The sequence below is a fragment of the Flavitalea flava genome (assembly GCF_054461575.1).
The window spans coordinates 1-2,614 of sequence record NZ_JBTLQH010000109.1 but is presented as its reverse complement, the minus strand read 5'-3'; the positions used below and the strand labels follow the sequence as shown (position 1 = coordinate 2,614).

At 47.3% G+C, this 2,614-nt stretch carries 3 protein-coding genes; all 3 read right to left on the bottom strand.

What is annotated here, in order from left to right; genetic code table 11:
• Positions 1-108: 108 nt before the first annotated feature.
• Positions 109-873, bottom strand: coding sequence for an IS21-like element helper ATPase IstB (gene istB, locus ACX0G9_RS31565; RefSeq protein WP_459068986.1), 765 nt, complete (start codon positions 871-873; stop codon positions 109-111).
• Between the two features lie 29 nt (positions 874-902).
• Positions 903-2,438 carry an IS21 family transposase gene (istA, locus tag ACX0G9_RS31560; RefSeq protein ID WP_459068985.1) on the bottom strand — a complete coding sequence of 512 codons (1,536 nt, stop codon included), beginning with the start codon at positions 2,436-2,438 and terminating at the stop codon, positions 903-905.
• Positions 2,425-2,614 (bottom strand): hypothetical protein (locus ACX0G9_RS31555; RefSeq protein WP_459068984.1); only part of this gene is annotated, 190 nt, incomplete at its 5' end. The genes istA and ACX0G9_RS31555, both read right to left, overlap by 14 nt.

Here is a 2,614-nt window from a genome sequence, read left to right as displayed (position 1 = left end):
TTGTAGTCGGTAAATAGAAGTGCAGAGTTTTTCGTAACGAGGAGTACAATGGTTTCGGTAACAACCAGTACATAGATTTCGGTAACAAGGAATACAGAGGGAGCAAATTTAATGGACGGATTCAGACTGGTCAAAAATTGTTTTCCTATTTTCCAGCCGATAGCTTTTCCCATTCAGGCTTATTACTTCACACTGGAACAGTAATCGATCCAACAGGGCAGTTGCCAGTACCTCATCATCAAGCATTTGAGCCCATTCAGCTGGTTTTTTATTGGTGGTGATAATGAACGAGGTTTTTTCATACAGTTGATTGATAAAATTAAACAGGCTTATGGCATCCTTTTTCTCCACCGGGAACAGCATGATATCGTCGATTACGATCAGGTGAGCGCTGCATAACCTTTTGTGTTCTGCTTTGGCCGAAGCAGTCATGGACTTCATTTTTAGTGTGTTTAGCAGGCTGTCCATTGTCCTGAAGTATGCTTTGTAGCCTTTTTTTACGGCTTCCGCACAAAGGCCGGCAGAGATGAAGGTTTTACCCGTACCCGAAGGCCCCATTAGAATGATGTTATAGATCTGATCCATCCAGTGCAATTCCTGCAATTGGTGTAAACGGGCGATAGGGAGGCCGTTACTGACGCTGTGATCGTATGTGGTCAGATCGCAGTGTTTAGGTAATCCGGCCTGTTTTATCCGTTTTGCGATGTCCTTGTGCTGCCTGTAATCAGCTTCCGATCGCAGGAAGCGCACCGTGTAATCCAGGTAGCCTAAGGCTTTGGTCTCGGCTTCGATGATCAGTTCATCTATCACCTTGTTTACACCGCTCATGTTGAACTGTTGGCAATACTGCCGGATCATTTGTTTTTGTTCCATTGCTGTGATTTTGATTTGAAGAAGTGGGTTTAAAAATGCGTGTAATCCCGGATGGAACTGGTAGCCGGTTGGATCAGGGCCTCGTCGGGCAGTTGCCTGCTTAACGGGTTTAGCCGTAATATGGTTAGCAACTGCTCTTCATTCTCTTGCATTTGCTGGCCGTTATAATGTGCCACCACGGCTTTAAAATCAGCCGCTCCGTTGATCCGCTGCTGGCAACAATACTGTAACGCCTGCTCGAGGATATCGGCGGGATAGTTTGCTGTCATGTCCAGCAAGATCAATAGTTGATCCCTTATATAACGGGGTTTATCCGACCGGATGGCTCCGATCAGTTGTCTTGCCTTATCCGGATCGGCAAACCTGGCGCAGAACTGCTCCTCTAATTCTCTGATGGCAGGGCTTGTCGCCCGGCGGTGATGATTGTTGATGATCTTTTCTCCCCGGCCACAGCCGATCAGGTGACGGCACACCTCTGTATGCTCCAGGTTATAGAGTATGATCCAAACACCCTGTTTTTCCAGCAAAACCTGGCTGCCCCGGCCACGGTAGGTGCCTGCCGGAAGGGAATAGAAGTTGCCCTTATAAGAGAAGCTGTTATCCTTGCGGACAGCATATTTAACGCTATCTGCCCGTTGGATCACCAGTCCATGGAACGCCTTGAGGAAAGGTTTTTCAATCTCCCATTCCTGCTGCGGGACTTTTTGGGTGGTGTTGTGGGTAAGATGGTTAGCGGTCCTTGCCAACCAGGCGATCGCTTCTGCATTCAGCAACTCTACGTCGGTAAAGATCCGGTTATAGAGAAAATTCTGTTTGACATATTTCACTCCGTTCTCCACCTTCCCTTTGCTCTCCGGATCTGCTTTGCGGCAGAAGTGCAGCTTAAAGTTCCGTTCCGCGCGATAAGCCTTAAAGGCTTCTGTCAGCAGCAAGTCGCCTTTATTCTCGTCCACCAGGAAAACCCGGTCCTGGTCGTATACTACGACATCGGTGATACCCTGGATAAAACCAAAGGCACGCTCGTGGGCTTCGATGGCTGTATGAGCCGTAAAGCGTTCGGTAGAAAACCAGACATACTTGTACCGGGAACGGGCCAGTACCAGCAGAAAGAAAAAGACCTTTACACGTCTTCCCTGGCTGTTGCGCAGGCTATATTCTCCAAAGTCAACCTGGGCTTGCTGACCATAAGGCAACTCCGGTACCATTGCATACACCCTTACCGCTGACGTTTTGGGTAACTGATACTTTTGACGAACGGAGATCACAAAATTGAATACAGTCTTGGCCGACACGGCAGGGAACGCAGTAAAATGCTCTTTAAGCCAGTCATGCATCTGTGCACATGAAGTATCGCGGTATAATTCCAGCCTGGACTTTACAAACGTTTCATAAGGTTCCAGGACCTTGTTCTTATCAGCGCTGCCCTGGAGATATTGTTCGTATTGCCGGTCATCGGCTATGCTCAATATCCTTCTTACCGTTCGCCAGTTTAAACCCAACTGATGACTGATATAGGTGATGGAGAACCCATCTTTTGAAAGTTGATGCGCTTCATGATAAACCATAAGCTTTGATAAATAAGGGGTTAGTGCCATTGCCGGGTATATTTATCCGGCAAATCTCTGCATTCCTTGTTGCCATTTCCCCTGCACCCTTGTTTCCAAAACCTATGTACTCCTTGTTGCCAAAAACTGTGTATTCCTGATTACGAAAAATCCTGCATTTGTGATTGCCGATTACA